We start from the raw sequence: 25,059 nt of genomic DNA, 5'->3' as shown, positions 1-25,059 counted from the left end.
CGAAGCCCTGGGGGATTCCATGGACGCAGAGCACGTCGCCCGCGCGGCCTTGGCGCGGTTGGCGGAGCCGGGAGACACCGCGATGGGGGCCGCGCTGCGGGTGCACGGCCCGCATGAGGTCCTGCGCGTGCTTCAGGCAGACGGGCCGCTGCCGACCGAGTTCCGGCGCCGGGACCCCGCCGGATACCGCGTACGGCTCGGCGGGCCGTCCGCCGCGGACGACCTCGCGACGGTCGCCCGGTTGGGCGGGCGCTTCGTCATCCCCGGCGACCGGCACTGGCCCACGCAACTCGACGACCTCGGCGACGCGCGCCCGATCGGGTTGTGGGAGCGCGGCCCCGTGCCCGTCCGCCACGCGGCGCTGCGGTCCGTCGCGGTGGTGGGCTCGCGGGCCGCGACGGACTACGGCACGTACGTGACCCACGAACTCGCCCACGGGCTCGCGGGGGCGCGGTGGTCCGTCGTGTCCGGCGGCGCGTACGGCATCGACGGTGCCGCACACCGGGGCAGCCTGTCCGGCGGCGGTCCCACGGTCGCGGTCCTGGCCTGCGGTATCGATGTCGCGTATCCGCGCGGGCACGACAGGCTGCTCGCCCGGATCGGCGAGACGGGGACGCTGGTGAGCGAACTGCCGCCCGGGTGCTCGCCGAGCCGCGTCCGCTTCGTCGAACGCAACCGCGTCATCGCGGCACTGTCGCGGGGCACCGTCGTGGTCGAAGCGGCGTTGCGCAGCGGGTCGTTGATCACCGCCCGCCGTGCCCGCGACCTCGGGCGCTCCGTGATGGGAATCCCCGGTCCGATCACGGCGCCGCACTCCGCCGGGGTGCACCAACTGCTCAGAGAGGAAGACACATACCTCGTCACGACCCCGGCGGAAGTCGTCGAAAACGTCGGCCTCATCGGCGACGACCTCGCCCCCCGACCGCAGGGCCCGACCCGCATCTGGGACCGTCTTCCCCCGGAAACCGCCCGCGTTTTGGAGGCGGTCCCGCCGAACCACGCGCTCGACCAGCACGCCATCGCCAAGGAAGCGGGAACCGCCCTCGCCACCGTGGCCGCGTGCCTCACCGACCTGGAATCCCACGGCCTGGTGGCCCGCGAGACCGCGGCCACGCCGCAAGGAGACCACCACCTGTGGCGCCGCACCGCGATCGACTGACCCCGGGTACGACGCCGCTGTCTTCGGCCGGGTGCGGTCCACCACCTGTGGTGCCGCCCCGAGGGCGACTGACCCCGGGTACGACGCCGGTGTCTTCGGCCGGGTGCGGTCCACCACGTATGGCGCCGCACCGACGCCGACCGACCCGGCCGACGGCCACCCCGCCGACCTCCGATCCACGGGTCGGAGTGCCGGGCGAGTGGGCGCACCGCGGCGTGGTCGGGGGTGGCACCCGTGTGGCGGTACTTGACGCTGGGTGGCGGACTGATCACCGTAAGGGGGTGCTTGTCGCCGAGATTCGTCGCCGCGCCGAACGCCGGGCCCAACCCGTGCGTTTCGTCGCGGTGCCGCCCGGCGGGGCGATAGCCCGTGTCGGCCGCGGCACGGCCGCGCGCCAAGGCGCGAGGGGCGTCCGTCGGCCCACCCGGCTTCGCCGCATGCGCGGGTGCCGGTCCGGGCCGCCGTGTTCCTCACGGATCAGGCACAGTCGCCTTACTGTTCGGCAACGCCGCCGGGGTGTAACGGCGCGTGTGCGCGGTGTCGTTGTGCCGGTGCCCGTCCTTCCGGGCGCCGGGATTCCGGCTTCGCGCGGGTTTCGGGTGCGGAGCGCTGCCCCGCCGAGCGAACGAGCACTGGACTTTCGTAGCATTCAGGAATCGTCCGGTCACGCTACGCTCGCGACGACGCAGTTCTGTACGCACGTCTCGGTGGAACGACTCAAGGTCACGTATGCCCAAGCACATCCCAGGGCGTGACGGCGCCACCACGACCGCTCCCGGCCCGGAAGCGGCCGGTCCGCGCGGTGGCGACCCGAACCGCGCGCTGGACACTCTCTGGCGTGACTTCAAGCTGTCCGGAGACCCGCGCCTGCGCGAGCGCCTGATCCTGCACTACTCGCCGCTGGTGAAGTACGTCGCGGGCCGCGTCGGCGTCGGCCTGCCCGCGAGTGTCGACCAGGCCGACTTCGTCTCGTACGGGATTTTCGGACTCATCGACGCGATCGAGAAGTTCGACCTGGACCGCGCGATCAAGTTCGAAACGTACGCGATCAGCCGCATTCGCGGCGCGATCATCGACGAACTCCGGGCGCTCGACTGGATTCCGCGGTCGGTGCGCCAGAAAGCGCGCAACGTCGAGCAGGCGTACGCCACGCTCGAAGGGCGCCTCAACCGCACCCCGACCGACGCCGAAGTCGCGGTTGAGATGGGCATCGGGCTCGACGACCTGCACACGATCTTCAGCCAGATCTCGCTGGTCAACGTCATGGCGTTGGACGAACTCCTGCACGCCGGCTCGGAGACCGGCGACCGTTTGGTCGACACGCTGGAGGACACCACGGCCGACAACCCGGTCGAGGTGGCCGAGGCGCGCGAAATGCGCCACCTTCTCGCGCGCGCGATCAACGCGCTGCCCGAACGGGAGAAAACGGTGGTCACGCTGTACTACTTCGAGGGCCTGACGCTCGCGGAGATCGGCCAGGTCCTCGGCGTCACCGAGAGCCGGACATGTCAGATCCACACCAAGGCCGTCCTCCAGCTCCGGGGAAAACTGGCCGACATGCGCTGAGTCGGCGATGTCCCCGGTTGTCCGAACCGGTCCTTAGTGTGGTCACATGGCCGACCCGAGCACGGCGTACGACGATGCCGCCCGCGAGCGCTGGGTACTCGAGCCCGGGAAGCGCCCGGGGCGGACCGCCTTCCAGCGCGACCGGGCCCGTGTGCTGCACTCCGCCGCCCTGCGCCGACTCGCCGGAAAGACGCAGGTCGTGGTGCCGGGGGAGAGCCCGCCCGACGACCGCCAGGTGCCCCGTACGCGCCTGACGCACTCGCTGGAGTGCGGTCAGATCGGCCGCGAACTCGGGCAGGCGCTCGGCTGCGACGCCGACCTGGTCGAGGCCGCGTGCCTGGCCCACGACCTGGGGCATCCGCCGTTCGGCCACACCGGCGAGGAGGCCTTGGACGAAGCGGCCCGAGCGTGCGGCGGCTTCGAGGGCAACGCGCAGAGCCTGCGGCTGCTGACGCGCCTGGAGCCCAAGACGTTCGCGTCGCCGGGTGCCGGGGCGGCGGTGCGGAGTGTCGGCCTCAACCTCACACGGGCCGGGCTGGACGCCGTCCTGAAATACCCGTGGCCGCGCACGGAAGGCCGACGCGCCTACGGCGTCTACGAGGACGACCTCGACGTGTTCGCGTGGGTGCGCCGAGGGGCGCCGGAGGGCCGCCGGAGCCTGGAGGCCCAGGTGATGGACTGGTCGGACGATGTCGCCTACAGCGTCCACGACTTCGAGGACGCGGTGTACTCGGGGCGGCTCGATCTCGACCGGCTGACCGATCCCGGTGAACGCGCCGAGGTGCTGGCGCTTGCCGCGAGCCGCTACATCCTCGCGCCCGAGGACGAACTCGACGAAGCGCTCGCGCGCCTTCTGGGCACGGAGTTCTGGCCGAAGGGCTTCGACGCGTCGCGCCGCGCGCAGGCGGGCCTCAAGAACACCACCAGCTCGTTGATCGGCCGGTTCTGCCTGGCCGCCGAGGTCGAGACCCGGGCCTTCCACGGTCCGGTGCCGGGCGGGCGGTACGCCGCCGACCTCTTGGTGCCGCGCGAGGCGCGCGTCGAATGCGCCGTGCTCAAGGCACTCACCGCGTACTACGTCATGGGCAGCGCCGAACTCGAACGACGCCGCGGCCGACAACGCGCGATCGTCTCCGACCTCGTGGCAATGCTGGCCGCCGGGGCCCCCGAGACACTGGACCCCGCCCTCCGCGCCGACCACACCGCCGCCCGGAACGACGCGGCTCGCCTGCGCGTCGTGGTCGACCAGGTCGCGTCCCTCACCGACGCCGCCGCGGTGGCCCTGCATCGCGCGCTGGCGTCGGCGGGCTGAACCGAGCGCGGGCACGCCGTCGCACCCGAGACACTGGACCCCGCCCTCCGCGTCGACCACACCGCCGCCCCGGACGACGCCGCTCGCCTGCGCGTCGTGGTCGACCAGGTCGCCTCCCTCACCGATACCGCGCCATCGCGTCGGCGGGCTGGGGGCGATTCCGTCGGCCGCCGGGCACCCGCACCGCGCGGGGGGCACGCGAGCTCCATGCGGCCTCGGCCACCTGTCGTCCCCATCCGCCTGCCGCATGCCGTCCCCACCTGTCCCCGTCAGGCCGTTGCGCAGCCGGGTGGCGACGGTGCCCGTCGGCTGCCGGCGCCCGGAGCACGCGGGGAGGGGATGCGGAACGCCACCGTGCCGTCCGCCCGTCCGCCCGTCCGCCCGTCCGCCCGTCGGCGGAGCCGGTCGTGCGGGGAGCGGCCCCCGTCCCGCCCGCGCCTCCCACCCCGTCGTCAGGCCGTCGTTCGCTCGAATCGTCCCTGTGCGGGGCTGTCCTGCCGCCGTTCTGGCTGTCTCCCGGGCGCCGTAGACTTCCGTCCATGGCGGGCCGGATTCGGGACGAGGATGTCAAGCGGGTCCGCGAGGCGGCCCGGATCGAGGACGTCGTCGGGGAGCACCTTCAGCTCCGCAACGCGGGCGGCGGCAATCTCAAGGGCCTGTGCCCGTTCCACGACGAGAAGTCCCCGTCGTTCAACGTCTCGCCGAGCAAGGGCTTCTACCACTGCTTCGGCTGCCAAGAGGGCGGCGACGTGCTCGACTTCGTCCAGAAGGTCGAACACCTCACGTTCTCCGAGACCGTCGAGCGCCTTGCCGGGCAATACGGCATCGAGCTGCGCTACGAGGAGGGCGGCTACAACCCCGGCAGGCAGCAGGGCCGCCGTACCAGGCTCGTGGAGGCCCACAAGGCCGCGACCGCGTTCTTCGCCGAGCAACTGGGCTCGGCCGAGGCGCTGGTGGCCCGGCAGTTCCTCGCCGACCGGGGGTTCACGCAGGCGGACGCCGAGCATTTCGGGGTCGGGTACGCCCCCGCCGGCTGGGAGGCCCTGGTGCGCTTCCTGCGCGGGCGCGGCTTCACCGCCGAGGAGTTGCTCACCGGCGGCCTCGCCAGCGAAGGCCGCCGCGGGCCGATGGACCGCTTCCGGGGGCGCCTGGTGTGGCCGATCCGCGACATCGCGGGCGACGTGATCGGTTTCGGCGCCCGGCGGCTGCGCGAGGACGACAACGGGCCGAAATACCTCAACACCCCCGAGACGCCGATCTACAAGAAGTCGCAGGTGCTGTACGGCCTCGACCTGGCGAAGAAGGACATCGCCCGCAGCGGCCGGGCGGTCGTCGTCGAGGGATACACCGACGTCATGGCCTGCCACCTCGCGGGCGTCACGGGAGCGATCGCGACCTGCGGCACGTCGTTCGGCGCCGAGCACATCAAGGTCCTGCGTCGGCTCCTGATGGACAGCGACGGCTTCCGCGGCGAGGTCATCTACACGTTCGACGGCGACGCCGCCGGGCAGAAGGCCGCGCTGCGGGCGTTCGAGGAGGACCAGCGGTTCGTCACGCGCACGTTCGTCGCGGTCGAGTCCTCGGGCATGGACCCGTGCGATCTGCGGCAGGCGCGCGGCGACCAGGCGGTGCGCGATCTGGTCGATACGCGCGTGCCCCTTTTCGAGTTCGCGATCCGCAGCCGTATCGAGGGCCACGACCTGACCACCGCCGAGGGCCGCGTCGCCGCGCTGGACGCCGCCGCGCCGATCGTCGCCGACATCAAGGACCAGGCGCTGCGGCACACCTACGCCGTACGCCTCGATTCCTGGCTCGGGTTCCTGGACGAGCGCTTCGTCGTCGGCCGCGTCGCGCAACTCGCCCGCTGGAAGCGCGAACGAGCCGCGGGCGGCGACCAGCGCGCGGCGGGCGCCCAGCCCGCGTCGCAGCCCCCCGGCGGCGGCCTCCCGGACCACCAGCGCGGCTTCCGTCCCAATCCGCGTGACCCGCGCCAGATGGTCCAGCGGGAGGTGCTCAAACTCGCCTTGCAGTACCCCGAGTTGGTCGCCCGGGTGTTCGACGGCTATGGCATCGACGAGTTCACCGTGCCGCCGTACGCCGCCGTGCGCACCGCGATCGGCGCCGCGGGAGGCGTCAACGGCCCCGCCGCGCGCACGGAGTGGATCACGGCGGTGCGCGAGGCCGCGGCCGACGACACGGTCCGCGCGCTGATCACCGAGCTGGCCGTCGAGCCGGTGCGCACGCCGGGCGCTCCCGACGACTTCTACGCCGGAGACTGCCTCGTGCGGCTGCGCACGTTCTCCGCCGACACCCGTATCGCCGACGTGAAGTCGCGGCTGCACCGCCAGGACCCCACCGCCGCCCCGGACGAATACGCGGCGACCTTCCAGGAGTTGATGGACCTGGAGAAATACCGCCGCTCGCTGCTCGACGGCGGTGCCGCGGCCCTGTGACCGGGGAGGGAGCGCGGGCGCGACGCGGCGTCACCGCGTCACCCCCGAGCCGTCGGCCCGACCGGGCCCCGCGCGACCGGCGGTGCCCGACCCGCGCACGACGGGTTCGCGTCCGGACGCGTCAGGTGCCGTACGGCCGAACCGCCTTGGCGTCCCGCAGCGCCCGTGCCCACCACACCACCTGATCGAGCAGGGTTTTCGCGGCGGCACCCGCTCCGGCCGCGTCCTGGGGCACCGGACCGTCGAAGGTGCCCGCGGCGCCGTGGAAGCTGACGGTCTCGCGCACGGTCACCGCGTGCAGTTCGGCGAAGACCACGCGCAGCGCTTCGACCGCCCGCAGTCCGCCCGAGAGCCCGCCGTAGGAGACGAAGCCGACCGGTTTGGCCTGCCACTGCTCGTAGTGCGCGTCGACCAGGTTCTTGAGCGCGCCCGGGAAGCTGTGGTTGTACTCGGGGGTGACGACGACGAACGCGTCGGCGGCGGCCAGGCGCGGGGTGACGGCGCCGAACAGCGCCGCGTCCTCGGCCGACGGGCCGTCGAACCCGGGAAGCACCGCCGGCAGCGGGGTCTCGACGAGGTCGACGACGTCGACGGCCAGGTCGTCGCGCTGCCGGGCCAGGTCCGCGAACCACGCCGCGACGGTCGGGCCGAACCGCCCGCCGCGGGTGCTGCCGACGATGACGGCCAAGCGCAGTTGTTCGGTGGTGGGGGCCGTGGTGGACATGGACTTCTCCCGAGGCAAGAGTGATGTGTACGCCGTATCAGCGTTGATAACACCGTACACATCGATGTGTACGCCGTACAGTCGTTGGTACGGTGTACGCGCCCATGGGAAAGGAACCGGCCATGCCGCAGGGACCGCAGGACAGCACACGCCACCCCGGATCCCCGGACGGCCCCACCGGCGACGGGCAGCCCCAAGCCGCGTCCATCTGGCAGCGCATCGACCGTCCCGCGAAGGCCCCGCGCGCGACGCTCACCCACGCGTCCATCGCCGCCGCCGCCGTGGACATCGCCGACACCGACGGCCTCGAAGCGGTCTCGATGCGCAAGCTCTCCGGCCACCTCGGCGTCACGACCATGGCGCTCTACCGCTACGTCGCCCACAAGGAGGAACTGTTCGAGCTGATGCTCGACACCGCCTACGCCGAGTACGACCACCCCGTGCTCCCCGGCGAGACCTGGCGCGACGTCCTCGCCACCCACGCCCACCAGCTGCGGGCCATCGCCCTGCGCCACCCCTGGTCCGTCGAACTCGCGGCCCGCCGCGTCGTCACCGTCACACCCCACGTCATGGCCTCGGTCGAACGTGGCCTCGCGGCCCTCGACAACCTCGGCCTCGACATCGACACGATGGCCGCCGCACAGCAGACCGTGGCGGCGTACGTGCGCGGCGCACTCACCGACGAGGTCGGCCAGTTGCAGCTGATGGAACGTCAGCAATGGGCCACCGGCGACGACTTGCGCGACGCCTACGGTCCCCCCATGCAGTGGCTCATGGACTCGGGCCGCTACCCCGTCTACCGCCGCTACGGACAAGAAGCGCGCCACAAGGACGACGCGGACCGGCGCTTCCGCCTCGGCCTCGACTGCGTCCTGGACGGCATCGCCGCCCGCCTCGGCATCTGAGCACGCCCCCCGCTCCCGTACAGGATTGCGGACGTCGCCCGGACGGGTGCCCTCCTGCTCCTAAACTGCGGCCATGGTCAGCATGCGCGGTCGTCTCGTCGCCGGGGTCCACTGCTCGCACCGGGCCGCCCGGATCGTCGTATGCGACGGGGACAGCGGCCAGGTGCGCCGCCAGACTCTCGTCCGCTTCGCCGACGGCGCGCACGGCGACCCGGTCTCGTGGCTGCGGGCGTTCGGCGAGGCCGCCGGCGGCGGCACCCTCGACGGCGTCGAGGCGATCGGCGTGACCGCCCAGGGCCACGGCCTGATCCCCCTCGACGCCCAAGGCGTCGTCGTCACACCGCCGTTGCCCCACGACGACATCAGCGCGTCCGGCGCCGCCGCCGAGCTCGTCGACGAACTCGGCGGCCCCAAGGCCTGGTTGGACGCCGTCGGGCTCGTCCCCGACGCCGCGACCGCCGCGTCGCACCTGCGCAGACTCCGGCACCTCGCCCCCGAGGACGCCGACCGCGTCGTCGCCGCGGCCCTGCCGCACGACTGGCTCACCTGGCAACTGCTGGGCTGCCCCTCCGAGTTGACCACCGACCGGTCCGACGCGTCGACCACCGGCTACTGGTCCCCGGAAACCGGCGGATGGCGCGAGGACCTCGCCGAGCGGGCGTTCGGCCGCGCGCTGCGCCTCCCGCGCGTCGTCGGCCCCGGCGACCAGGCCGGCCGCACCCCCGAAGACCTCGTCATCTCCGCCGGTGCGGGCGCGGAGGCCGCACTCGCCTTCGGCCTCGGCATCGGCCACGGCGACGTCGTCGTATCGGTCGGCTCGGCCGGCACCGCCTTCGCGGTCCACGACGGCACCGTCGCCGCCCCGTCGATCGCCTGCCTCGCGGACGCCTCCGGACGCCGCCTCCCCGTCGTCCGCACGCTCAACGCGGTACGCGTCCTGCGCGGCACCGCGGCCATGCTCGGCGTCGACACCGCCGGCTTCGACGCACTCGCGCTGGCCTCCACACCCGGCGCGTGCGGCCTGGTGATGCTGCCCTACCTCGACGGCGAACACGTGCCGAACCTCCCGCACGCCGCCGGCACCCTCACGGGCCTGCACCGCGAGAGCATGACCCCCGAGGCGTTCGCCCGCGCGGCCGTCGAAGGCATGATGTGCGGCCTGGCGGACGGGCTCGACGTGCTGCGCGCGGCCGGTGTCGCCGTCGAGCGCGTCTACCTCATCGGCGTCGGCGCCCGCTCGGCGGCCGTCCGCGCGATCGCCCCCCTGGTCTTCGGCGTCCCGGTCGCCGTCCCCGAACCCGACGAGTCGGCCCGCGCCGCCGCCTCCGGCATGGCCCGTCAGGCGGCCTGGGCACTGAGCGGGAAACCCGACACCCCGACCTGGCCCCAGCCGGCCGCCGCGTTCACCGTGGCCGACGACGCGGAAGCGCTCGCGGGCGCCGCCGTTCGCGAGCAGTACGCCGACGTGCGCGACCGCCTGCACCCCGAGGCCGCGGTGCGTGAGACCGGCGGCGCCACAGGCGGTCGGCACCGCAGGAACTGACCCGCCGGAACACGGAAGAGCCGGTGGCCGCCCCAAGGCGACCACCGGCTCGGACGGGGGATCCCGGCCGCCGTCGTCCGGTTCACAGACCGTCGTCGTACCGCCGCTGCGCCGCCGAGCGGGCATCGTGTGCCCGATCGCCGTTCGCCGACTGCCCGCCGAACCGCTCCGGCAGGTGACGGCCCACGCGCTCCGGCAGGTGCTCGCCGAGCTTCTGCACGGCCTTCCCGCCGCGCTCGCGCCCGAAGTCGGCGGCGGCCTGGCCCGCGTTCTGCACCGGCGCGCTGTCGACGAATTCGCGGGTCGCCTTGCGGATCTGTTCGTAGCGGTCGCGTCCGGCCTTGGCGCCCAGGACGTATCCGACGGCGAGGCCGGCGACGAAGGTGATGCGGGTGCCCATGAGGAATCCCTTCGTGAGGTGCGGTCCCGTCCCTGCAGGTCCACGACTACCCGCACGTCACACGGGACAACCGCCGGTGCGGGCCGCCGCCGCGCTGCGGACGGGAGCCCGGGGTCGTCCGCCGATTCTCCCAGGAACCGGCACCCTGTGTGCACGCCCCGCCACCGGGAGCACGGCCGCACGGCGAAAACCGGTGTACGAGGCACTCCTCGAAGTGCGCTAATGTATTCCACGCAGAGAGCGCCCCACGCGGTCAGCTCAATCCCCTGTAGCTCAATTGGCAGAGCAGCCGGCTGTTAACCGGCAGGTTACTGGTTCGAGTCCAGTCGGGGGAGCAACCCCGCAGAGACCACCCCATGGCCCCGGCCGTGGGGTTTTTGCCGTCCGGAACCGGCCGCGAAATTTTCGCGTTTCCGCGAGAAGGACGAGAAAAAGCGGAACCTCGGCCCGACCCGCACGTCTGGACACCCGTACCCCGTCCCACGCGGTACGTCCCTTCCGCTTTCTCCGAAGGAGTCCGGACTTGTCCCCAACTTCCCGCCGTATCACCGGAGCCCTGGTCTCGGCGTGCGCGCTCCTGGCCCTGGGCGCCGGCGTCGCCAACGCCGCCGAACAGCCCGGCGAGCCCAGCGCCAAGCCCGCCCCCACGGCCCCGTCCGCGCCCAGCGCCGTGCCGACCGTCGCGGCCCCGCGCCCGGCGGAGCCCACGCAGCCGCCGGCCCGTCCCGCCGAGGCCACGCCGGCGCAGACGAGCCGCCCGGCCGTCGCCCCCGCGACTCCGCGCCCGGTCCCGCCGGGCGAGCCGTCCGCGGCGTCGCCGGTCCCGGCCACCGCCGTGCCGGCACCCGTTCCGGCCACCGCCGCCCCGGCGCCCGTTCGAGAGGAACTGGCCCACACCGGAGGCGACAACATGACAGTCGTCTACACCGTGGCCGGAGGCGCGCTGCTGCTCCTGGGCGCGGGCGGCGTCTTCGCCACGACCCGCCGCGGGCGCTCGACCACCTGAGACCCGGGCGCGGTGGCCGCCCGCCGCGAACCGGCGGCCCGCGGCCACCGCCCCGGACACCACCCGACGCGGTCCGGTCGGGTCCGCGCCATCATGGCCCCGTGCCGACCCCGGCACGGGGCCCACGGCCGTGACCGCATACCGCCGCGACACCGGGCGCACCGACCCACGAGGCCCCGGACTCCCGGGGCCCGCCGCCCGCGCCGACCGGCACCGGGGCCGGAACACCCCGTCACCCGACGGGGAACCGGCCCGGCGCCGCGAGCGCACGACGATGGAGGGCCGCTCCCTGCCCGCGCTTTCCGGGCTCTTCGCCGGGCCCCGCCCGCCCCGCCCCGCGTTCCCCGCGGGATACGAAGTGCCGTCATGGCCATGGCCGTTCGCATGGCCGGCCCGGACCGTTCGGTTCCTCCGGCGCGCCACGACGCCCCGGGGCGGCCCCGCGGTGTCGCGGGCGGTGCCACCGCGAGCGCGCGGCAGCGCGGCGGCCCTCGCCGACGCCCGTCCGAGCCACGACGTCCGAGACCCCCGTCCGACCCCGGACATGCCCGCGGCGACCTCCCCGCCCCCACCGGAGCAGGGCGACATCACCGCGCTGTACCACGCCCACCGCCTCGAACTCGTACGCCTGGCCGCACTCCTGACCGACGACCGGGAAACCGCCGAGGACGTGGTGCAGGACGCGTTCACGGCGGCCTACCAGCGGCGAGGCCCGGCCCTGGCCGGTGTCGACGACCCGCTCCGCTACCTGCGCCGCAGCGTCGTCAACGGAGCCCGCTCGGTCCTGCGCCGCCGACGGACCGCGCGCATGTGGGTCCCGCCGCACCTGCCGCCCGCGCCCTCCCCGGAGGAGGACGCGATACGCGCCGAAGAGGACCACCGGCTCCGCGCGGCGATCGACGCGTTGCGGCCACGGCAGCGCGAGGTGCTGGTGCTGCGCTACTACGCCGGACTCACCGAAGCCGACATCGCCCGCACCCTCGGCATGGCCCAGGGGACCGTCAAGTCCACCGCGAACCGTGCGCTGAAGAGTCTGCACCGGATGCTGGAGTCGCCCCGATGACCTCCGACGACGACCTGCGCCTGCTGGAAGAGCGCGTACGCGGCCACTTCGCCCGCCGCGCCGCCGCCATCACCCCCGACACCCTCGGCCCGGCCCGGCCGCCGCGTCCCGAACCCGCCCGTCGGCGGTTCACGCGGCCCCGCACCTGGGGAATGCGGACGATCGCCCCTCTCACGGCCGGATTGCTCACGGTCGGCGCGGTCGCCGGATGGGTGGTGCTGTCCCCGGACCACGACGACTCGACCACCGTTCCCCCCGGCCGATCCGTCACCGTCCCGGCCCCCGATCCGTCCCGGCCGCCCGCGGACCAACCGCCGCCCGCCTCCGACGCACCCGACCCCACGGCGGTGCCGACGTCGCCGCCACCCTCGCCGACCCCCGACCCGGCCGGCCCCGATCCGGTCCCGCCCGCCACCCCCTCACCCGAGGTCCCGTCGTCGCCGACGGAGACGCGAACGGCCGTACCCACGGCCGTGTCCGCCAGCCCCGGACCACCGCGCCCCGGCACTCCGGGCGCCGCCCGGACCGGGACGCCCACGGAACCCCGCGCGACCGCCGCCGAACCCCAGCGGGCCACCGCGACACCCTCCGGTTGACCGGAACGGCGACACAAGACCGGAGTTCGCAGGCCGCGCCGCCGGCCGGCCGTCCCGCGACCAGCGTTCCCGCCGAACTCGTGGCCGGTCTTCCGGTCGGCATCACGTTCGTCGGCGCACGGCGCGGAGCGAGCCGACACCGCGGCGACCGGTCCGCGCCTACAAGCAGCCACCCGGGCACACCGCAGAACGCGCTTCCTCGCAGCGGAGATCGGCGGAGCCGTCGACCGAACGGCGCAACGGCCGCGGCCCGGCACGACCCGGGCGCACCAAGGGTGTACGGCCGCGGATCGGCGTGCCGGGAGGGCCGGTTCGCGAAACCCAGCGAGCAGGGTTGTTGGGGAAACGGCTATGCTGCCGAGGCCGATACCGGTGAGGTTCGGCGCGGGGCGGTAGCTCAGCCGGTTAGAGCAAGGGACTCATAATCCCTCGGTCGTGGGTTCGAGTCCCACCCGCCCTACCAAGAGAACGGCATGCGTGGAGAAGGCATGCACGGAATCGCGACGCCCTCTGGTACGGCGAAGACACCAGAGGCGATGCGCGAGGCTTCCCCCGAAGACGGAGACGCCGCATGCATCTTCGTGATGATCACGGAATGTGTTGGCCCGGCTACTGTCGCGCTTCGGCGTGAGCTTGGCAACCCTGCCCCCCGGCGAACTGCGGCATTTCACTCGAACGAGTGACAAGCGACGGGTGGCGATGCCCCGACCGGAGCGACGCATGCCCGGCCGGGGGCCGAAGAACGGCCCGACAAGTGGGCCGACCGGGCGCAAAAGCCGCCCCCGCGCCATCAGTTCTTCCAGGAGTAGCCGGCGCGCGTCGTGAGGTCGGCCAGTATCCCCTGGCCCTTGCCGCCCGGGTGGAACCAGTCCCAGTGGCTGAGATCGCCCTTGCCGAACCGGTGCGCGTTGACCACCCCGCCGTCATAGCGGCACTGGTCCGCCCATTCACCGCACACCCGACGCAGCACGTCGTTGTACGCCGTGACCCGGTCACGCACCCGCTGCCGACGCTCGATGTCGCCCGGTTTGGTCGACTCCGGATCGGCCAGCATCGTCTGGCAGATGCCCCGCGACCAGACCAGCCGCGCCATCCGCTCACCGCGCGCGACCTCCCACAGCCGGGCGATGTCGGGCACGCTCACGACCAACACCCGCACACCGGGCAGGCCTTGGCGCAGCACCGCGAGCCCCTCGCGAAACTGTCGCTCGTAGTCGGCGACCGAGGTCATCTGGCTCTCTTTGTCACGGCATGCGTCATTGGCACCCATCAGTACCGTGACGTATTCCACACGCTGGCCGACCGTCGCCCGGGCCTGCTCGGCCAGATCCGACATGCGCGCGCCCGTGCGGGCGTTGTTGTACACCGCGTCGCGCGGCAGGCCGAGGCGCTTCGCCTGGCTGTCGACGTCGTCGCCGGTGGCCCAGGACTTCGACGGGCAGTCCTTGAGCGGAATCGAACACGCGTCGTACGCCCGGGTGATGGAGTCGCCGAGCGCGGCCATCGACGCGGGCTTCGGGTACGGCCCGGTCGGCCGCGCGGACGTGCTCGGCGCCGCGGGGGTGCCGGGCGCCGTCGTGGTGGGTGCGGCCGGAGTGGTCGGTGCCGCCGTCGCGCCCGCGGGGGAGGGGGGCACGGTCGCGGGGGCCTGGGGCGCCCCGCTGGTGCCCGGGGCCTGCGTCGGAACGAACATGTCCGCGGCGGACCGCAGTTGATCGGGTGTCCCCGCGGGATCCGACGAACACCCGGCCACCGCCGTGAGGATCGCCGCCGCCGCCAGCGTGGCCACCCGGTGGCGCCGGCGCGGTCGCCCGCGAACCCCTGTGCCCGCGCGCGGTATTCGCCCGCGGACCATCCGCTTCCCCGTACCTGCGGCCACCGCCGTCCCCTCCCGTTCCACCCCGCCCGCCCGGGCGGACATCCGCGTCCCACTCAACAGCATCCTCGCGGAATCCGCTGGTGTGCCCCAATTCACATGAGGCCACGGCGTTTTGCCGAATGCGGCTACTCCTGACGGTAGGTCATCCCTTCGGGTGAACGCCGGGAGGTGCGCGGATGGGATGGTGTCCGTCTGGGCAGAGTGAGTGCGGTGGCTCACAGTTCCGAGACTGTGAGTGACGTTTGAGACTCCGGTTTTCGGTGTATTCCTGAGGGAACAACACGGAGAGTGATTGCTCCTCGTGGTGCTCCCGAGACGCGTGCGGCACAATGAAACACGCAAACCTCACGTAGGGCCGCGGGCAACACGGGGATTCGAGGAGCGAGCTGCGACAGCAGAACAACAACGCACGACCGGGCACAAGGTCGGAGCACGGGACGTGAGGCGAATCCGAGGCCGCTGGGGAAGGCGTACCTCGTCCTTAGCCTGGAGGTCCCAGTGACGACACGTGGAGTCTTGTACGTGCACTCCGCGCCGCGCGCGCTGTGTCCCCACATCGAGTGGGCCGCACAGGGCGTTCTTGGCGTGCGCCTCACCTTGGACTGGGTCCGTCAGCCGGCCGCACCCGGAATGCTCCGTGCCGAGATGTCGTGGCACGGCCGCCCCGGGACCGCCGCCAAACTCGCCTCCGCCCTCCGGGGCTGGCACCTGCTGCGCTTCGAGGTCACCGAGGAGCCGTCGCCGGGTGCCGAGGGGGAGCGTTACAGCAATACACCCGACCTCGGGATCTTCCACGCGGTCACGGGTGCCCACGGCGACATCCTCATCCCGGAGGACCGCCTGCGCGCCGTCCTCGGCCGCGCGGCCCGGGGGGAGTGCGACCTCCAGCACGAGATCGAGAAGCTGCTCGGCAAGCCGTGGGACGACGAGCTGGAGCCTTTCCGCTACGCGGGTGAGGGCGCACCCGTCCGGTGGCTCCACCAAGTCGTCTGACGGGCCGTGAGGCACCGCGGCGACCCGTGCGGGACGCACGGCGGCGGTACGGAATCACGGGAAACGCGGAGTCGACGATCCGGCGGGCGCGGGCTTCCGAACGGACGGTGATCCGACGGGGAAGAGACCCGGCCTCCGGCAAACAAGGGGGACCGCGGGCACGGTGATGTGCGGGGCGGGCCGGGAGAACCGGCCCGCCCCGCACCGTGTGGTGGTCGTGGGCGCGAACCCGCGTACGGGGGCCGGAGGAGTTGCACACCAGGACACACGCCGGGACACGAGACCGCGCCTGGGTTGTGTCCGGTTCCGTGCGGGAGACCGGGGGACGGCGTGACGCCGCCGTATCGCGAGCCGCACCCGGGTCGCGTGTGCGGTGGATTCCGGCGCCGCGCACGCCACTGCCCGTCCCCCGGCGGGGACGGGCAGGGCGAGGAGCGGTCGGTCGTCCCGGCGCTACAGCGGGATGTTGCCGTGTCGGCCGCGCTGTCGCGGGGCCTCGGCGATGGCCTTGGCGAGGGCGATGCGGCTCTCGTCGGGGTCGATGACCTCGTGGACGACGCCGATCTCGACGGCCCGGTCGAGGCCGCCGGCGACCTTCTCGTGTTCGGCGGCGAGTTCCTGTTCGACCTGGGGCTTCAGGTCGTCCGGCACCTCGGCCAGACGGCGGCGGTGCAGGATGCGCACCGCCGCGACGGCGCCCATCACGGCGACCTCCGCGGTCGGCCACGCGAGGACCTTGGTGGCGCCCAGGGACGCGGAGTTCATCGCGATGTACGCGCCGCCGTAGGTCTTGCGGGTGACCAGCGTGACGCGCGGCACGACGCACTCCCCGAACGCGTGCAGCAGCTTCGCGCCGCGCCGTACGACGCCGTCCCATTCCTGGCCGACGCCCGGCAGGTAGCCCGGGACGTCCACGACCACGATCAGCGGGAGGCCGAACGCGTCGCACATGCGTACGAAGCGCGCGGCTTTCTCCGCCGACGACGAGTCCAGGCAACCACCCAGCCGCAGCGGGTTGTTGGCGACTACACCGACGGTGCGCCCGCCGAGGCGGCCGAGGGTGGTGACGATGTTCGGCGCCCACTTGGGGTGCAGTTCGAGGCCGGGTTCGTCGAGCAGGTTGTCGACGACCGGGTGCACGTCGTACGCGCGCTTCGGCGACTCCGGGAGCAGCGCGGCCAGTTCGCGGCGGCCCAGCAGGGCCGGGTCGATCTCGCCCTGAGCGGCCAGCAGGTGGGCGAGGTGCCGGGCGCGGTCGAGCGCGTCCTGCTCCGAGTCGGCGATCACGTGGACGACGCCGCTGCGGCGGCCGTGCGGCTCCGGGCCGCCCAGCCGGAGCGCGTCGACGTCCTCGCCGGTCACCGAGCGAACGACGTCCGGGCCGGTCACGAAGACGCGGCCCTCCGGGGCGAGGATCACCAGATCGGTGAGCGCCGGGCCGTACGCGGCACCGCCCGCCGCCGCGCCCAGCACGACGGAGATCTGCGGGATGCGGCCGGACGCCAGCGTCATCGCGTGGAAGATCCGGCCGACCGCGTCGAGCGACGCGACGCCTTCCTGGAGGCGCGCGCCGCCGGAGTGGAACAGCGCGATGATCGGGCAGTCGTCGGCGAGCGCGCGCCGGTAGGCGTCGACGACGACCTGGCATCCCTCGACGCCCATGGCGCCGCCCTGCACGGTCGGGTCGGACGCGTACGCGACCACGCGGGCGCCGTCGACCGTGCCGACACACGCGAGCATGCCGGAGCGGTCGTACGGCGAGATCTCCTCGTAGCTGCCCTCGTCGACGAGGCGTCGCAGACGCGCCCGCGGGTTGCGCGGGTCGCTGTCGCGGTCCGGTTTGCCGGGTGTGGCGGCGGACCGCTGGCGCGTGGGGGTCATGCCGGGAAGCTCCGTCTCAGCGGGCCGGGCCCGCGCTGCGGAAGGCCACGACCACGTCGTGCCCGCCGAATCCGAACGAGTCGTTGAGGGCGACGATTTCCCCGTCCGGGAGCGGGCGCGGGTCGTTCCGGACGATGTCCATGCAGACCTCGTCGTCGGGGTCGTCGACGTTGATGGTGGGCGGTGCCACGCGGTGGTACAGCGCGAGTACCGTGGCGACCGACTCCACCGCGCCGGTGCCGCCGAGCAGGTGGCCGGTCATCGACTTCGTGGAGGTGACCGCGACCTTGTCGGCGGCGGCGTCGCCGAGCACCGAGCGGATGGCCTTGAGCTCGGTGATGTCGCCGGCCGGCGTCGACGTGCCGTGCGCGTTGACGTGCACGACCTGGTCGGGCGCCGCGCCGGCGTCCTCGACGGCCAGCGCCATCGCGCGGGCGATGTCGCGGCCCTCGGGCTCCGGCTGGGCGATGTGGTGGCCGTCGGAGGTCATGCCGGCCCCGGCGACCTCGGCGTAGACGCGGGCGCCGCGCGCGGCGGCGTACTCGGCGCTCTCCAGCACGAGGCAGCCGGCGCCTTCGCCCATCACGAAACCGTCGCGCCCCTTGTCGTACGGCCGGGACGCGCGCTGCGGCTCGTCGTTGCGCTTCGACATCGCCATCATGTTGGCGAACGCGGCCATCGGCAGCGGGTGGATCGCGGCCTCGGTGCCGCCGCACACCACGACGTCGGCGCGGCCCGAGCGGATCATCTCCAGCGCGTACGCGACCGCTTCGGCACCCGACGCGCACGCGCTCACGGGGGTGTGCACCCCGGCGCGGGCGGACAGTTCGATGCCGACGTTGGCCGACGGGCTGTTGGGCATGAGCATCGGTACGACGAGCGGGCCGACGCGGCGCGGGCCCTTCTCCTTGAAGACGTCCCACGCGTCGAGGAGCGTGGTGACGCCGCCGATGCCGGAGGCGATGACGACGCCGAGCCGGGTGGGCTCGACGGTGGTGCCGGTGCCGTCCTCGGCGGGGTGGTTCTTGGCCGCGTAGCCGGCGTCCTGCCAGGCCTCGCGGGCCGCGATCATGGCGAATTGGGCCGACCGGTCGAGCCTGCGTGCCTCGACCTTGGGCATCACCTCCAGCGGCTCGACGGCGATGCGGCCGGCGAAACGCACGGGGAGTTGCTCGGCCCAGTCCTCGGTCAGCGGACGGATACCGGACTTGCCGGCCAGCAGCGCGGACCACGTCGACGCGACGTCGCCGCCGACCGGGGTCGTCGCACCCAGGCCGGTGACGACCACGGTGCGCGCGGTCTCGGGGCGCTTGGTCGGGCTCACTGGAAGATCACTCCCGCGGTGGTTCGATCAGGGGGAACAGTGCGAAAACTCGCGCGCCGGCGTCCCTGGAGGGAACGCCGGCAAGCGGCTCGGGCCCCGGAAACCTCCCGGGGCCCGAGCCGTGCGATCAGGCGGCCTTGGCGCCGGCGGTCGCGATGTAGTCGACCGCGTCGCGGACGGTGGCCAGGCCCTTGACGTCGTCGTCCGGGATCTTGACGTTGAACTTCTCCTCGGCCGCCACCACGACCTCGACCATCGACAGCGAATCGATGTCGAGGTCCTCGGTGAACGACTTGTCGAGCTGGACGTCCTCAACGTCGGTGCCCGCGATCTCGTTCACGATCTCGGCGAGACCCTTGAGGATCTCCTCCTGGCTTGCCATGGTGCTCCTCGAATGCGTCGGTGTTTGTCGGTGATGGTCGGTCGGTACGTGGTGTGCCGGACGCCGCGGGAAGCGGTGGCCGACGTGCTGCGGAAGCCTGGAATGCCCGGGGGTTTCCTGCCGCCCGCGGGTGACTCAGGGAAGCGTAATGACCTGCCCCGCGTAGACGAGACCCGCCCCGAACCCCATGACGAGCGCGGTCCCGCCGGAGGTGGCCTCGCCCGTCTCCAGCATGCGTTCCATCGCCAAGGGGATGGACGCCGCCGAGGTGTTGCCGGTTTCGGCGATGTCGCGCGCGACGGGGACGTCGGCGGGCAGCTTCAGGGCCTTGATCATGGCGTCGGTGATGCGCATGTTGGCCTGGTGCGGGATGAAGGCGTCCAACTCGCCCGCCTCGACGCCCGCGGCCTCCAGCGCCTCCTTGCAGACCTTCGCCATCTCCCAGACCGCCCAGCGGAAGACCGTCGGGCCCTCCATGGTCAGCGTCGGGAACGCCGCCTCCGGGTTGTCGCGGAGCGCCTCCCACGACGTGGACTGGCTGATGGTCCCCGAGTTGGCGCCGTCCGAGCCCCAGACGGCCGGGCCGATGCCCGGTTCGTCGGAGGGGCCGACGACGACCGCGCCGGCGCCGTCGCCGAAGATGAACGCCGTCGAGCGGTCGTCGGGGTTGGTCAGGTCGGAGAGCCGTTCGACGCCGATGACCAGGACGTATTCGGCGCTGCCGCCGCGCACCATGTCGTTGGCGAGGGTGAGCCCGTAGCAGAAGCCCGCGCACGCGGCCGAGATGTCGAACGCCGGTGCGCGCCCGCCGCCCGCGCCCAGCCGGTACGCGATGTCCGTGGCGACGGCCGGGGTCTGCTTGAGGTGCGTGACCGTCGCGACGATGACGCAGCCGATCTGCTCGGCCGCGATACCCGCGTGGGCCAGGGCCTTGCCGGCCGCCGCGAGGGACATCTCGGTGACGGTCTCCTCGTCGCCGGCCCAGCGGCGCGTGACGATGCCGGACCGGGACTGGATCCACTCGTCGGACGAGTTGATGCGTTCGATCAGCTCGGAGTTCGGGACGACACGGACCGGCCGGTAGCCGCCGACGCCCATGATGCGGGCGTGCGGTGCGCCGGTCTTGGGGCGGATGGGCGCGCTCATGCCGCACCCCGCGGACGCCTCGTGCCGCCCTCGCGATACGCGTCCCGGTGCCTGGTTCGCTCGCTCACGCGTTGCCCTTCCACTCGACGTTCGGGGTCCGTTCGGGGTCATCGGGGGTCAAGTTGTCGGTGCACGGTCGCCGCTCGCCGCCGGGTGCGTGCGGCCGGTGGGTGGCCGCCGTGCGGCTCAGACCGTGCCGGTCGGGTGGACGCGCAGCAGCGGCATGCCGGGGGCGACCGGGTCGCCGTCCTCGACGAGCCATTCGACGACGGTGCCGCCGTGGGGCACGGTGATCGCCTGCTCGTCGCGGTGCGAGCGGACGACGCCGACCTCGGTGCCGGGGGCGAGCGTGTCGCCGGGGCGTACGTTCGCCTGCTGGACAACACCCTTGAACGGGGCGACGACCAGGCGCCACGTCGGCGACGCGTCGATCTCGCTCGGGGTGCCGTGCTTCTCGACCAGGGCGCGGGCGGCGTCCAGGTCGTCGGGGGTCTTGAGGGCCAGCGTCTCGACGCCGGGCAGCGCGCGCTTGGCGAGCCCGGTCAGCGTGCCGGCCGGGGGGACCTCGATGATCGCGGTCACGCCGAGGTCGCGCATGGTCTCCATGCACAGGTCCCAGCGGACGGGGTTCGACACCTGGCTGACCAGGCGCCGCACGATCTCGCGGCCGTCGTGCAGGATCGCGCCGTCGGTGTTCGAGATGTACGGCGTGCGCGGGTCACGCACGGTCACGGCCGGGACGAGTTGTTCCAGGCGGGCGACGGCCGGGGCCATGTGGTGCGTGTGGAACGCGCCGGCGACGGCGAGGGGGCGTACGCGCGCCTTCTCGGGCGGGTCGGCGGCGAACGCGGCCAGCTGGGGCAGCGTGCCGGCGGCGACGATCTGCCCCGCGCCGTTCATGTTGGCCGGCGTGAGGCTGTGCTCGGTGATCTTGGCGACGACGGCGTCCGGGTCGCCGCCGAGGACCGCGGACATCCCCGTCTCGGTGACCGCCGCCGCGGCGGCCATGGCCTTGCCGCGCTCGCGGACCAGGACCATCGCCGACTCGGCGGTGATGACGCCCGCGCCGGCCGCGACGGTCAGCTCGCCGACGCTGTGCCCGGCCGCGCCGCCGACGACGCGGTAGGCGTCGGAGGGGTGCGGGAACAGCGCCAGCGCGGCCACCAGGCCGGAGGCGACCAGGAGCGGCTGGGCGACGGCGGTGTCGCGGATCTCCTCGGCTTCGGCCTCGGTGCCGTAGTGGATCAGGTCCAGCCCGGTGACGGCCGACCACCAGGTGAGGCGGTCGGCGACACCGGGCAGGTCGAGCCATGGCTTGAGGAAGCCGGGAGTTTGGGCGCCCTGTCCGGGGGCGACGAGTACGAGCACGAAAACAACCTTCTCGCTTGCGGGTGGTGCCGACCCCGTATCGGCGCAGACGAAGATCAGATGGTGCTTTTGTAGGTTTCCTACAAATGCCCCTCCGCGGTCGCCAGGCGACCCAGGATCAGGGACACCTGGAGCGTGAACGCGGACCGGGCCTCCGTCGGGACGAGGCCGGTGATGTCCATTACACGTCGTAGCCGGTAGCGCACGGTATTCGGATGGACGAAGAGCATCCGCGCGGCACCCTCCAGGGACGACGCCTGCTCCAGATACACCGACAGCGTTTCGAGCAGCGCCGAGCCGGCCGCGTGCAGCGGTATGTAGATCTCCTCCACCAGCTGCCGCCGGGCCTCCTCGTCGCCGGCGAGGGCGCGCTCGGGGAGCAGGTCGTCCGCGTAGACCGGGCGCGGAGCGTCCGGCCACGCCGCGCAGGCGCGGTGCCCCGCGGTCGCCGATTGCGCCGAGCCCACGGCGGCCAGCAGGTCGGGCACGCTCGGCCCGACGACGACGGGGCCGGGCCCGAACTGTCCGATGAGCGAACGCGTCGCGCGCAGCGGGTCGTCCGCGCCGCCGACGATCACCACGAGCCGGTCGCCCTGCACGCCGGTGAGCACGTTCAGGCGCGCGTGGCGGCTGGCCCGGTGGATGCTGTCGACCACCGCCTGGGTGTCGCCGTCGGGGGCGTTGCCGACCACGACCATGACCGATTCGGGCGAGCCCCAGCCCAGCGCGGCGGCCCGCGACAGGATGCCCTCGTCGGCCTCGCCGCGCAGCAGGGAGTGCACGACGAGCGCTTCGAGGCGGGCGTCCCACGCGCCGCGGGCCTCGGCGGCGTGCGCGTACACCTGGGCGGTGGCGAACGCGATCTCGCGCGAGTACAGCAGCAGCGCCTCGCGCAGCACCTGGGTGTAGCCGGGGGCGGCGAGTTCGTCGATACGGGCTTCGACGACCTCGATCGTCACACGGACCAACTCGACCGTCTGCGGCAGGGTGATCGCCCGGGTCAGCTCGCGCGGGGCGGTGCCGAAGACGTCCGCGCTGACCGCGTACGGCGCCTCGGGGTGGCGGAACCACTCGGTGAACGCCGCTATCCCCGCCTGCGCGACGAGGCCGATCCAGGAGCGGTTCTCGGCCGGCATGTTCCGGTACCACGGCAGCGTCTCGTCCATCCGCGTCGCGGCGGCACCGGCCAGGGCGCCCGCGGATTTCTCCAGACAGCGCACGGTCGCGGCGCGTTTGGCGGCATCTGAACCGGAACCGGAACCGGAAGATCGGGGGGTCACGGGGACCATGATGAACCCTCCGGGGACACCCGGTGCAACGCGGTCACGCCCTGATCCGGACAAGCCGGACGTGCGGCACACCCCTGCGGGGGACGGCGGGGGCGGTATTTCGGCGGCCACCGACTCCGGTTCGTCACGGGGCGGCCACAGACCGCGCTCCGTCAATTCGGTGCCCCGCGGCTCCGGTTCGTCGGCGGTCACGACGAAAAGCCCTGCGCGGTACGGCGGATGCGGTCGTCGAGGGCGCCGCGGACGACCGCGGCGTGCACCGCCCGGGCCAGCCTGGCGCCCCAGCGCGAGCGCGGGCCGCCGAACCACTCGGGCTCCTCGCCGGGCCGCGGGGCGAAGGCCGCGACGCACACCGCGTCGGACGGGGTGCCGGTGCAGGCGTACCCGGTCTCGAACAGCGCCTGGACCTTGGCCTCGGTCGCCGTCGCCAGCGCGTTGGCCAGGGCGGCGTCGGACAGCGGGGCGGGCACCGCGACCACGGTGTTGATCGTGCCGGGGCGCGGTGCGCCGATGCCTCCCTCGTCGGGGGCGGCGGCCCACGTCGGGATGCCGATCCCGGTGGTCACCCAGGCCCGCACGCCGTGGTCGGCGCCGGTTGTGAACGCCTCGACGTCCGCCGCGGTCATCAGCCCGACGCCGGGGCCGGTGAGGCCGCGCGGGGCCGCGATCTCCTCCAGGTGCGCGGCCGGGTCCATGCGCGCGTACCCGGGTGGCACCTGGGCGTTCAGCACCCACGTGCGCTCGCCCAGGCCGCCACCGAGGATCGCGCTGGAGAGCATGCGCCAGCCGGGGCCGACGCGCCACAGGAGCGCGGGCCGGCCGTCGTGGCGGAACAACTCGGGATCGGGCGGGAGGAGTCGAGGGGCGGGCGCGGTCGCCTCGGAGGCTGTCGGGGAGGCCGGTGCGACGTCCGGGGTGCGGGGTGTGCGGGGTGTGCGGGAGTCGGTCGGAGGGTCGGTGGGCGTGGTGGTCGGGAGGTCTGTCGGCGACGCCGTGTCGTCGGCCAGGGTCTCGTCGGATGCGGTGCTCACGTGTTCCCCTCCTCGGCCGGGCCGAGATCCGGCGCGCCGCCGATTCTTCCCAAGGTCCGCGCCGCGTCGCCTTCCGGCACGCTCGGCGGACAGCCGGGGGCTTCGGTGTCGCGCGGTCGGACCAAATGCACCTGCGGGCGCCCGTCCTGACCCGTCGTCACCTCGACGTGGGCGTGGTAGTGCGTCGCGATGCTCTCCGGCGTCAGCACCTCGGCGGCGGTTCCGGACGCGACCGCGCGCCCGTCGACCAGCAGCAGCACGTGCTCGGCGTACTGCGCGGCCACGCCGAGGTCGTGCAGCGTGGTGACGACCGTCAGCCCGTCGTCGCGGCGTAGCCGGTCGACGAGTTCGAGGACTTGCTGCTGGTGGCCGAGGTCGAGGGCGGTGGTCGGTTCGTCGAGCAGCAGCACCGGTGCCTGCTGCGCCAACGCCCGGGCCAGGACGACGCGTTGGCGCTCGCCGCCGGACAGCCGGGCGACTTCGCGGTCGGCGAGCGGCCCCAGGTCGAGGCGGTCGACGACGCCGTCCGCGATCGCCCGGTCGCGGCGTCCGGGCACCGCGAGGTAGCCGAGGTACGGCGTGCGGCCGAGCAACACGTAGTCGCGGACGGACATTTGAGGCGGTACGACGGGGGTCTGCGGGGTGTAGGCGATGGTCCGGGCGAGCGTGCGGGCCGGCAGGTCGCGCAGCGGGACGCCGTCCGCGGTGGCCTCGCCGGTGTACGGCAGCAGCCCCGCGATCGCCTTGAGCAGTGTCGACTTGCCCGCGCCGTTGGGTCCGATGACCGCGAGCCAGCCGCCCGGGGGGACGTCGGCGTCCACGCCGTGGAGGACCGGGCAGCGGTCGCGGGCGATGTCGAGGCCGGTGATCCGCAGGCCGGTGGTTTGCTTGGGCGGAGGCTGACTTTGCTGCGGTTTGGGTGGCCAACGACTCCACTGCTGCTGTCTTGGCGGCCACCGACTCCACTGCCGTTCTCTTGGCGTCCACCGACTCCACTGCCATTGTTTTGGCGGCCACCGACTCCGCCCTTGCCCCTCGT

The 25,059-nt window shown here is 73.3% G+C and carries 21 protein-coding genes, 2 tRNA genes and 2 pseudogenes; 14 read left to right on the top strand and 11 right to left on the bottom strand.

The window, feature by feature from the left end:
* Positions 1-19: 19 nt before the first annotated feature.
* From dprA to dnaG, 5 genes and pseudogenes are all read left to right on the top strand, one after another.
* The gene (gene dprA, locus LO772_RS11220) at positions 20-1,159 is read left to right on the top strand and encodes a DNA-processing protein DprA (RefSeq protein ID WP_231778259.1); all 1,140 of its coding nucleotides are present in this window, start codon (positions 20-22) and stop codon (positions 1,157-1,159) included.
* 729 nt (positions 1,160-1,888) lie between these two features.
* Positions 1,889-2,725 (top strand): RNA polymerase sigma factor WhiG, encoded by an 837-nt coding sequence (gene whiG / locus LO772_RS11215; RefSeq protein ID WP_231778258.1) that lies wholly within the window; start codon positions 1,889-1,891, stop codon positions 2,723-2,725.
* A 46-nt stretch (positions 2,726-2,771) separates the two neighbouring features.
* Positions 2,772-4,037, top strand: coding sequence for a deoxyguanosinetriphosphate triphosphohydrolase (locus tag LO772_RS11210; RefSeq protein WP_231778257.1), 1,266 nt, complete (start codon positions 2,772-2,774; stop codon positions 4,035-4,037).
* A gap of 33 nt (positions 4,038-4,070) precedes the next feature.
* Positions 4,071-4,154, top strand: a pseudogene (locus LO772_RS36265) (hypothetical protein); the annotation flags it as partial.
* A gap of 422 nt (positions 4,155-4,576) precedes the next feature.
* Complete coding sequence (gene dnaG / locus LO772_RS11205) at positions 4,577-6,490, top strand: DNA primase (RefSeq protein ID WP_231778256.1); 1,914 nt, start codon at positions 4,577-4,579, stop codon at positions 6,488-6,490.
* A gap of 121 nt (positions 6,491-6,611) precedes the next feature.
* Here the strand turns inward: dnaG and LO772_RS11200 are convergent, their stop codons facing one another.
* Positions 6,612-7,214, bottom strand: a complete 603-nt coding sequence (locus LO772_RS11200) for an NADPH-dependent FMN reductase (RefSeq protein ID WP_231778255.1) — start codon at positions 7,212-7,214, stop codon at positions 6,612-6,614.
* 122 nt (positions 7,215-7,336) lie between these two features.
* Between LO772_RS11200 and LO772_RS11195 the strand changes: the two genes are divergently transcribed.
* Both LO772_RS11195 and LO772_RS11190 read left to right on the top strand, forming a co-directional pair.
* Positions 7,337-8,119 (top strand): TetR/AcrR family transcriptional regulator C-terminal domain-containing protein, encoded by a 783-nt coding sequence (locus tag LO772_RS11195; RefSeq protein ID WP_231778254.1) that lies wholly within the window; start codon positions 7,337-7,339, stop codon positions 8,117-8,119.
* Positions 8,120-8,192: 73 nt separating this feature from the next.
* Positions 8,193-9,662, top strand: coding sequence for an FGGY-family carbohydrate kinase (locus LO772_RS11190; protein WP_231778253.1), 1,470 nt, complete (start codon positions 8,193-8,195; stop codon positions 9,660-9,662).
* A gap of 82 nt (positions 9,663-9,744) precedes the next feature.
* Here the strand turns inward: LO772_RS11190 and LO772_RS11185 are convergent, their stop codons facing one another.
* Complete coding sequence (locus tag LO772_RS11185; protein ID WP_231778252.1) at positions 9,745-10,062, bottom strand: YtxH domain-containing protein; 318 nt, start codon at positions 10,060-10,062, stop codon at positions 9,745-9,747.
* A 262-nt stretch (positions 10,063-10,324) separates the two neighbouring features.
* Here LO772_RS11185 and LO772_RS11180 point away from each other — a divergent pair.
* The 5 genes from LO772_RS11180 to LO772_RS11160 all read left to right on the top strand — a co-directional run bounded on the left by LO772_RS11180 (position 10,325) and on the right by LO772_RS11160 (position 13,190).
* Positions 10,325-10,397: transfer RNA gene (locus tag LO772_RS11180), tRNA-Asn, on the top strand.
* Between the two features lie 188 nt (positions 10,398-10,585).
* Positions 10,586-11,068 carry an LPXTG cell wall anchor domain-containing protein gene (locus LO772_RS11175; protein WP_231778251.1) on the top strand — a complete coding sequence of 161 codons (483 nt, stop codon included), beginning with the start codon at positions 10,586-10,588 and terminating at the stop codon, positions 11,066-11,068.
* A 544-nt stretch (positions 11,069-11,612) separates the two neighbouring features.
* Positions 11,613-12,131 (top strand): RNA polymerase sigma factor, encoded by a 519-nt coding sequence (locus tag LO772_RS11170; protein WP_231778250.1) that lies wholly within the window; start codon positions 11,613-11,615, stop codon positions 12,129-12,131.
* Positions 12,128-12,727: a hypothetical protein gene (locus LO772_RS11165; protein ID WP_231778249.1), complete on the top strand. Its 600-nt coding sequence runs from the start codon at positions 12,128-12,130 to the stop codon at positions 12,725-12,727. The genes LO772_RS11170 and LO772_RS11165 overlap by 4 nt, the downstream gene beginning before the upstream one ends.
* Positions 12,728-13,113: 386 nt before the next feature.
* Positions 13,114-13,190 (top strand) — tRNA-Ile (locus LO772_RS11160).
* 327 nt (positions 13,191-13,517) lie between these two features.
* On the opposite strand, the gene LO772_RS11155 is transcribed toward LO772_RS11160, so the two are convergent.
* Positions 13,518-14,231, bottom strand: a complete 714-nt coding sequence (locus LO772_RS11155) for an SGNH/GDSL hydrolase family protein (protein ID WP_231778248.1) — start codon at positions 14,229-14,231, stop codon at positions 13,518-13,520.
* Between LO772_RS11155 and LO772_RS11150 the strand changes: the two genes are divergently transcribed.
* Positions 14,209-14,442, top strand: a complete 234-nt coding sequence (locus LO772_RS11150; RefSeq protein WP_231778247.1) for a hypothetical protein — start codon at positions 14,209-14,211, stop codon at positions 14,440-14,442. The two genes, LO772_RS11155 and LO772_RS11150, sit on opposite strands and share 23 nt — an antisense overlap.
* 662 nt (positions 14,443-15,104) lie before the next feature.
* On the top strand, positions 15,105-15,599 hold the full coding sequence (locus LO772_RS11145; RefSeq protein WP_231778246.1) for a DUF3145 domain-containing protein: 495 nt from the start codon (positions 15,105-15,107) through the stop codon (positions 15,597-15,599).
* A gap of 453 nt (positions 15,600-16,052) precedes the next feature.
* On the opposite strand, the gene LO772_RS11140 is transcribed toward LO772_RS11145, so the two are convergent.
* From LO772_RS11140 to LO772_RS11105, 8 genes and pseudogenes are all read right to left on the bottom strand, one after another.
* A complete protein-coding gene (locus tag LO772_RS11140) occupies positions 16,053-17,480 on the bottom strand; it encodes an acyl-CoA carboxylase subunit beta (RefSeq protein WP_231778245.1) in 1,428 nt (475 codons plus the stop codon).
* 16 nt (positions 17,481-17,496) lie between these two features.
* Positions 17,497-18,804 (bottom strand): beta-ketoacyl-ACP synthase II, encoded by a 1,308-nt coding sequence (gene fabF, locus LO772_RS11135; RefSeq protein ID WP_231778244.1) that lies wholly within the window; start codon positions 18,802-18,804, stop codon positions 17,497-17,499.
* Between the two features lie 127 nt (positions 18,805-18,931).
* A complete protein-coding gene (locus LO772_RS11130; protein WP_231778243.1) occupies positions 18,932-19,186 on the bottom strand; it encodes an acyl carrier protein in 255 nt (84 codons plus the stop codon).
* A gap of 135 nt (positions 19,187-19,321) precedes the next feature.
* On the bottom strand, positions 19,322-20,332 hold the full coding sequence (locus LO772_RS11125) for a beta-ketoacyl-ACP synthase III (RefSeq protein ID WP_231778242.1): 1,011 nt from the start codon (positions 20,330-20,332) through the stop codon (positions 19,322-19,324).
* Positions 20,333-20,764: 432 nt separating this feature from the next.
* Positions 20,765-21,700 (bottom strand): annotated as a pseudogene (locus LO772_RS11120) (ACP S-malonyltransferase); the annotation flags it as partial.
* A gap of 80 nt (positions 21,701-21,780) precedes the next feature.
* Positions 21,781-22,989 carry a PucR family transcriptional regulator gene (locus LO772_RS11115; RefSeq protein WP_443089393.1) on the bottom strand — a complete coding sequence of 403 codons (1,209 nt, stop codon included), beginning with the start codon at positions 22,987-22,989 and terminating at the stop codon, positions 21,781-21,783.
* A gap of 188 nt (positions 22,990-23,177) precedes the next feature.
* Positions 23,178-23,825 (bottom strand): adenosylcobinamide amidohydrolase, encoded by a 648-nt coding sequence (locus LO772_RS11110; protein ID WP_231779497.1) that lies wholly within the window; start codon positions 23,823-23,825, stop codon positions 23,178-23,180.
* Between the two features lie 191 nt (positions 23,826-24,016).
* Positions 24,017-24,841, bottom strand: a complete 825-nt coding sequence (locus LO772_RS11105; protein ID WP_231778240.1) for an ABC transporter ATP-binding protein — start codon at positions 24,839-24,841, stop codon at positions 24,017-24,019.
* Positions 24,842-25,059: the final 218 nt, after the last annotated feature.

Source organism: Yinghuangia sp. ASG 101 (genome assembly GCF_021165735.1).
Classification (GTDB): Bacteria; Actinomycetota; Actinomycetes; order Streptomycetales; family Streptomycetaceae; genus Yinghuangia.
This window is presented reverse-complemented; position numbering and strand designations above follow the sequence as displayed.

Bases quoted from the DNA above. Each gene is read 5' to 3' on its own strand.
- whiG (WP_231778258.1), top strand. From the start codon at position 1,889: ATGCCCAAGCACATCCCAGGGCGTGACGGCGCCACCACGACCGCTCCC.
- LO772_RS11185 (WP_231778252.1), bottom strand. From the start codon at position 10,062: ATGGGCACCCGCATCACCTTCGTCGCCGGCCTCGCCGTCGGATACGTC.
- LO772_RS11140 (WP_231778245.1), bottom strand. From the start codon at position 17,480: ATGACCCCCACGCGCCAGCGGTCCGCCGCCACACCCGGCAAACCGGAC.
- LO772_RS11165 (WP_231778249.1), top strand. From the start codon at position 12,128: ATGACCTCCGACGACGACCTGCGCCTGCTGGAAGAGCGCGTACGCGGC.
- LO772_RS11115 (WP_443089393.1), bottom strand. From the start codon at position 22,989: ATGGTCCCCGTGACCCCCCGATCTTCCGGTTCCGGTTCCGGTTCAGAT.
- LO772_RS11170 (WP_231778250.1), top strand. From the start codon at position 11,613: ATGCCCGCGGCGACCTCCCCGCCCCCACCGGAGCAGGGCGACATCACC.
- LO772_RS11125 (WP_231778242.1), bottom strand. From the start codon at position 20,332: ATGAGCGCGCCCATCCGCCCCAAGACCGGCGCACCGCACGCCCGCATC.
- LO772_RS11210 (WP_231778257.1), top strand. From the start codon at position 2,772: ATGGCCGACCCGAGCACGGCGTACGACGATGCCGCCCGCGAGCGCTGG.
- LO772_RS11130 (WP_231778243.1), bottom strand. From the start codon at position 19,186: ATGGCAAGCCAGGAGGAGATCCTCAAGGGTCTCGCCGAGATCGTGAAC.
- LO772_RS11150 (WP_231778247.1), top strand. From the start codon at position 14,209: ATGGAGTCGCCGAGCGCGGCCATCGACGCGGGCTTCGGGTACGGCCCG.
- LO772_RS11195 (WP_231778254.1), top strand. From the start codon at position 7,337: ATGCCGCAGGGACCGCAGGACAGCACACGCCACCCCGGATCCCCGGAC.
- dnaG (WP_231778256.1), top strand. From the start codon at position 4,577: ATGGCGGGCCGGATTCGGGACGAGGATGTCAAGCGGGTCCGCGAGGCG.
- LO772_RS11190 (WP_231778253.1), top strand. From the start codon at position 8,193: ATGGTCAGCATGCGCGGTCGTCTCGTCGCCGGGGTCCACTGCTCGCAC.
- LO772_RS11155 (WP_231778248.1), bottom strand. From the start codon at position 14,231: ATGGCCGCGCTCGGCGACTCCATCACCCGGGCGTACGACGCGTGTTCG.
- LO772_RS11200 (WP_231778255.1), bottom strand. From the start codon at position 7,214: ATGTCCACCACGGCCCCCACCACCGAACAACTGCGCTTGGCCGTCATC.
- dprA (WP_231778259.1), top strand. From the start codon at position 20: ATGGACGCAGAGCACGTCGCCCGCGCGGCCTTGGCGCGGTTGGCGGAG.